The following is a 5,972-nucleotide window of genomic DNA, read 5'->3' on the forward strand; positions in this document are numbered from 1 at the left end:
GCGGACTGTTAATCCGTATGTCACTGGTTCGAGTCCAGTCAGAGGAGCCAAATTTGAAAAGCCTGCTTTTATAGCAGGCTTTTTGCTTTTCTGCGGCAGGTAAAATTGCCCTCAGTTGCTGAGCTTAACCGGCATCCCTGACCGACGTTCCAGTTCCGCGCCCGCCCCCTCGTTGACAAGCTCGGTTCGCAGCGAGGCAGATATCGGCAAAGGCACTTTCCGGGTCGATTCAAATTCCGCCCGGTTCCGTGATAACGGCTCATGCACCTCTACCCAGCGGCTGCCGTCCGGCTCTGTCGTCACTTTAACGGGCTGATCGATAAGCTGCACACGGGTGCCTACCGGGACGTTATCGAAAAGATATTTAATGTCGTTATTACGCAGACGAATACACCCCTGGCTCACCCGCAGTCCGATGCCAAAATTGGAGTTTGTCCCGTGAATGGCATACAGCCTGCCAATATAAATCGCATACAGTCCCATTGGGTTATCGGGCCCGGCGGGCACGAATGCAGGCAGCGTTTTCCCCTCTGCCGCATAGGCACGGCGCGTATTCGGCGTAGGAGACCAGGTGGGGCCTTCCTGCTTACGTTCTACCGCCGTGACCCAGTTTCGCGGGGTTTCTCGCCCGGCCTGACCAATGCCGATGGGTAACACTTCAACAGTGTTGCTTCCCGGTGGGTAATAGTAGAGGCGCATTTCTGCCGCATTAACAATAATTCCCTCGCGGACGGTGTCAGGCAAAATCAGCTGCTGGGGTATCACCAGTTGCGTACCGGATTTAGGCAAAAAAGGATCCACGCCCGGGTTCGCTTCCAGCATATTGCTCAGACCCTGCCCGTATTGCGCGGCAAACGCTTCGAGCGGTAGCGTATTGTGATCCGGCACGGTAATGGTTTGCGAAGTGCCCACCAGCCGACTGCCTGTCGGCGGTAAAGGATAACTTACCGCCTGAACGCTCTGGCTGATAAGTAATGCAGCAAGACAACTCAACACATTTATACGACACATATTCCCTTCCTCAGTCGCACCTTGATTTGCTAAGCATAGCGTAGCCGCTTTGCATTACCCATCAGGAAATAAAATCAGTTTGCACACGCGCCCTGGCGCGGTAGTCTCATACGTTCCGTTTATATGACGGTGGCTATGTGAGTGACCTTTTCTTATACCAATAATTAGAAATACGTGCAGACAGGACAACTATGGACTCCACTCTCACCTCCACACATCCCAACGAGGAGACACCTTCGCTCAATCGTGCCCGCCGCGCAGCCCTCGGCAGCTTCGCGGGTGCCATCGTCGACTGGTATGATTTTCTGCTTTACGGCATTACTGCCGCGCTGGTGTTTAACCGCGAATTCTTCCCCCAGATTAGCCCGGCAATGGGTACGCTCGCCGCGTTTGCTACCTTTGGCGTCGGCTTCTTGTTTCGTCCACTGGGCGGGGTGATCTTCGGCCACTTCGGTGACCGTCTCGGTCGCAAACGCATGCTGATGCTCACCGTCTGGATGATGGGCATCGCCACCGCGCTGATTGGCATTCTCCCTTCATTTTCCACCATTGGCTGGTGGGCGCCGGTGCTGCTGGTTACGCTGCGCGCCATTCAGGGCTTCGCGGTAGGCGGCGAATGGGGTGGCGCGGCGCTGTTATCCGTTGAGAGTGCCCCAAAGAACAAGAAAGCGTTTTACAGCAGCGGCGTGCAGGTGGGCTATGGCGTAGGTCTGCTGCTCTCCACCGGGCTGGTGTCGCTGATGAGCCACTTCACCACCGATGAACAATTCCTGAGTTGGGGCTGGCGCATTCCGTTTATCTTCAGCATCGTGCTGGTTGTCGCTGCCCTGTGGATCCGCAACGGCATGGAAGAATCTGCTGAGTTCGAACAACAGCGGCAAGAACCGCCCGTTGCCAGAAAACGGCTGCCGGTGATGGAAGCGCTTGTCCGGCATCCTGGCGCTTTTCTGAAAATTATTGCCCTGCGCCTGTGCGAACTGCTGACGATGTATATCGTGACCGCCTTTGCCCTCAATTATTCAACGCAAAATCTCGGTCTGCCCCGCGAGCTGTTCCTGAACATTGGCCTGCTGGTCGGCGGGATCAGCTGCCTGACTATCCCCTGCTTCGCCTGGCTGGCGGACAGGTTTGGTCGCCGTCGCGTCTATATCACCGGGGCGCTGATTGGCACCCTCAGCGCCTGGCCGTTCTTCATGGCGCTGGAGGCACAGTCGATCTTCTGGATTGTCTTCTTTGCCATCATGCTCGCTAACATCGCCCACGATATGGTGGTCTGCGTGCAGCAGCCCATGTTTACCGAACTGTTCGGGGCGAGCTATCGCTACAGCGGCGCGGGCGTAGGCTATCAGGTGGCAAGCGTGGTCGGCGGCGGGTTTACGCCATTTATTGCCGCCGCGCTGGTGACCTTCTCCGGCGGCAACTGGCACAGTGTGGCACTTTATCTGCTGGCCGGTTGCCTGCTGTCAGCAGCGACGGCGCTATTGATGAAAGAGACGAGCCACACCTGATCTCACTTTTGTTTCACAGGCGTGTGACATACTATCGGGTAGAGTCGCACACCTGTGGAACAAGGAGACAGAGATGAATAATAAGGGCTCCAGCCTGACCCCGGCTCAGGCACTGGAAAAACTCGATGCACTGTATGAACAGTCCGTCAACGCGCTACGCAGCGCCATCAGTGAGTATATCGAAACAGGGAAACTCCCCGACGAAAAGGCCAGAAGTAAGGGCCTTTTTGTTTATCCATCGCTTTCCGTCACCTGGGACGGCAGCGCGACTAACACGCCGAAAACGCGCGCCTACGCACGCTTTACCCACTCCGGCTGCTACAGCACCACCGTCACCCGCCCTGCACTGTTCCGCCCTTATCTTGAAGAGCAACTCACGCTGTTGTATCAGGATTACGGCGCGCACATTGCCGTTGAACCCTCACAGCATGAGATCCCGTATCCGTATGTGATTGACGGTTCGGCATTAACCCTTGACCGCTCCATGAGCGCGGGGCTGACGCGCCATTTCCCGACCACCGAGCTGTCGCAGATTGGCGATGAGACGGCGGATGGTATCTACCACCCGGCAGAATTTTCACCGCTGTCGCACTTTGATGCCCGCCGCGTGGATTTCTCTCTGGCGCGCCTGCGACACTACACCGGGACGCCCGTCGACCATTTCCAGCCCTTTGTACTGTTTACCAACTACACCCGCTATGTCGACGAGTTTGTCCGTTGGGGCTGTAGCCAGATCCTCGACCCGGATAGCCCTTACATCGCGCTGTCCTGCGCCGGCGGGATCTGGATCACCGCGGAAACCGAGGCACCCGAGCAGGCCATCTCCGACCTGGCGTGGAAAAAACACCAGATGCCTGCCTGGCACCTGATCACCGCTGACGGCCAGGGGATCACCTTAATTAACATCGGGGTTGGTCCGTCAAATGCCAAAACCATCTGCGACCATCTGGCGGTATTGCGCCCGGACGTGTGGCTGATGATTGGACACTGCGGCGGCCTGCGTGAAAGCCAACTGATTGGCGACTACGTGCTGGCACACGCCTATCTGCGTGATGACCATGTGCTTGACGCTGTGCTTCCACCGGATATTCCTATCCCGAGCATCGCCGAAGTGCAGCGTGCGCTGTATGACGCCACCAAAGAGGTGAGCGGTATGCCGGGTGAAGAAGTTAAACAGCGTCTGCGTACCGGTACGGTAGTGACTACGGATGACCGCAACTGGGAACTGCGTTACTCCGCCTCAGCGCTGCGTTTCAACCTCAGCCGTGCCGTCGCGATTGATATGGAAAGCGCCACCATCGCCGCACAGGGATATCGCTTCCGCGTCCCTTACGGCACGCTGCTGTGCGTTTCCGACAAACCGCTGCACGGCGAAATTAAGCTTCCGGGTCAGGCCAACCGTTTCTATGAAGGGGCAATCTCCGAACATTTGCAAATCGGCATTCGCGCCATTGATTTGCTGCGTGCGGAAGGTGACAGGCTGCATTCCCGTAAATTACGTACCTTCAACGAGCCGCCATTCCGCTAACCAGAACAAGGAATAACCATGCACACCCCATCACGCTTATCGGCCCTGCGCCGATGGCTACAGGAAAACAATCTTGATGGCATGATCGTGCCGCGCGCGGATGCCTGGCAGAGTGAGTATTGCGCGCCGTACGATGAAAAGCTGGCCTGGCTGACGGGCTTTGATGGCTCCGCAGGTCTGGCGCTGATACTGAAAAACACAGCGTTGCTGTTTGTCGATGGCCGCTATCAGGTTCAGGCTCGCCTTCAGGTCAATATGGATGAAATTGAAATCCACCATCTGCACAATGAACCGCTGGCCGAATGGCTCACAGCCAACGTCGGGGCCGGCATGCGTATTGGGTTTGAAGCACTGCTGATGACCAATACGGAGTTCGGGCAACTGTCTGCAACACCCTGTGAACTGGTTCCGCTCAGTCAGTCGCCGTTTGATACCTTATGGCACGATCGCCCTGCCGCGCCGGCGGGACGTATTCGAGAAATGCCGGTGGAGGTCAGTGGCGAAAGCAGCCTCGCCAAACGTCAGCGCGTTGCCGCCGTGCTGGCCGCACACGATGCCGATTATCTGGCCGTGACTCTGCCGGATAACATCGCCTGGCTGTTGAACGTGCGTGGCGCCGACATTCCATCCAGTCCTGTTCCCCTCTCCTTTGCCCTTCTTGACCGTGACGGTAGCGTGGAGTGGTTTGTTAACGACAATAAGCTCAGCGAGCTACCCGAGAGCGTGAGAAGCGTATTCAGGATTACGCCGCAGGATGCCTTTATCGAACGCTGCCAGCGCCTGTCACAAGGTAAGCGGGTGATGGTTGATGCCGATTCCGCACCGGTCGCCCTGCGCTTTGCCATTGAGCCAGAGGGCGAAATAGTCTGGCGAACCGATCCCATCACTCTGATGAAAGCCACTAAAAACCCGGTCGAACTTGCCGGGTACCGCGAGTGTCATCACCAGGACGGTGCTGCCTGGGTGAATTTCCTGGCCTGGCTAAGCCGTGAAGTCCCCCTGCGTGAGGCGGCGGGAAAACCGCTGACGGAGCTGGAAGCGCAGGCGCAGCAGCTTGCGTTCCGTAAACAGCAGCCTGGATTTATTGAGCAAAGTTTTGCCACCATCTCCGCCTCCTCCAGTAATGCGGCGATGTGCCACTATCACTCAAGCGAAGCCAGCAATAAGCCCATCGGTCATCATCATTTTTACCTTAATGATTCCGGCGGTCAGTACCATAACGGCACCACTGACGCCACGCGTACGCTGGCATGGGGTAGCGTGCCGCCACAGCAGAAGTTGCACTATACCGCCGTACTGAGAGGGTTCCTGTCGTTGATAACCTTACCGTTCCCCTCCGGCAGCCAGGGCCATCAGCTTGATGCCTTCGCGCGTCGCCCGCTGTGGGAAATGGGGCTGGATTACGATCACGGGACAGGGCATGGGGTAGGACATCAGTTGCTTATCCATGAGAACCCGCATCGTCTCGCCAAAAAGGTTAACCCGTGGCCCCTGGTGGCCGGCACCATCATGACTATCGAGCCTGGATATTATCTGGCGGACAGCCATGGGATCCGCATTGAAAACCAGGTGGAGATTGTCGAAAGCCGTCCGGGATTCTGCACGTTTTCCTCACTGACGCTGATCCCGATCGACCTGAGCCAGGTCGAGTTACAGCTGTTGAACGAACAGGAAAAACAGTGGCTGGATGAGTATCATCAGCAGGTGCGTGAGGCCCTGTTACCGTTGGTCGACAGCGACGCGCGGCAATGGTTGCTTGAGGCGACGATGCCGGTTCGGGTTAACCATTAGGAATAGCAGTGGATGCCGGGCGGCGGTTTCGCCTGACCCGGCTGTAAGCCCGTGGCATCGGACCTTTTCAGAACGCAGAAAAGCAAAAAGCCTGCTATAAAAGCAGGCTTTTTAAATTTGGCTCCTCTGACTGG

Annotated in this window: 4 protein-coding genes; 3 read left to right on the forward strand and 1 reads right to left on the reverse strand. The window is 56.9% G+C overall.

The annotated features are described in order from the left end of the window. Positions 1 to 111: 111 nt before the first annotated feature. Complete coding sequence (gene ldtA / locus QLG09_RS22040) at positions 112 to 1,011, reverse strand: L,D-transpeptidase (RefSeq protein WP_032680660.1); 900 nt, start codon at positions 1,009 to 1,011, stop codon at positions 112 to 114. 191 nt (positions 1,012 to 1,202) lie between these two features. Between ldtA and shiA the strand changes: the two genes are divergently transcribed. The 3 genes from shiA to QLG09_RS22055 all read left to right on the forward strand — a co-directional run bounded on the left by shiA (position 1,203) and on the right by QLG09_RS22055 (position 5,838). Continuing rightward, a complete protein-coding gene (shiA, locus tag QLG09_RS22045) occupies positions 1,203 to 2,519 on the forward strand; it encodes a shikimate transporter (RefSeq protein WP_282489412.1) in 1,317 nt (438 codons plus the stop codon). Positions 2,520 to 2,592: 73 nt separating this feature from the next. Then, positions 2,593 to 4,047: an AMP nucleosidase gene (locus tag QLG09_RS22050; RefSeq protein WP_014170778.1), complete on the forward strand. Its 1,455-nt coding sequence runs from the start codon at positions 2,593 to 2,595 to the stop codon at positions 4,045 to 4,047. 18 nt (positions 4,048 to 4,065) lie between these two features. After that, a complete protein-coding gene (locus tag QLG09_RS22055) occupies positions 4,066 to 5,838 on the forward strand; it encodes an aminopeptidase P family protein (RefSeq protein ID WP_282489413.1) in 1,773 nt (590 codons plus the stop codon). The last annotated feature ends 134 nt before the right edge of the window (positions 5,839 to 5,972 follow it).

The organism is Enterobacter sp. V89_11 (assembly GCF_029967775.1).
GTDB classification, from domain to species: Bacteria; Pseudomonadota; Gammaproteobacteria; order Enterobacterales; family Enterobacteriaceae; genus Enterobacter; species Enterobacter ludwigii.

What these genes read in the sequence shown, in the direction of transcription:
- shiA (WP_282489412.1), top strand. Translation starts at nt 1,203, where the DNA reads ATGGACTCCACTCTCACCTCCACACATCCCAACGAGGAGACACCTTCG.
- QLG09_RS22055 (WP_282489413.1), top strand. Translation starts at nt 4,066, where the DNA reads ATGCACACCCCATCACGCTTATCGGCCCTGCGCCGATGGCTACAGGAA.
- ldtA (WP_032680660.1), bottom strand. Translation starts at nt 1,011, where the DNA reads ATGTGTCGTATAAATGTGTTGAGTTGTCTTGCTGCATTACTTATCAGC.
- QLG09_RS22050 (WP_014170778.1), top strand. Translation starts at nt 2,593, where the DNA reads ATGAATAATAAGGGCTCCAGCCTGACCCCGGCTCAGGCACTGGAAAAA.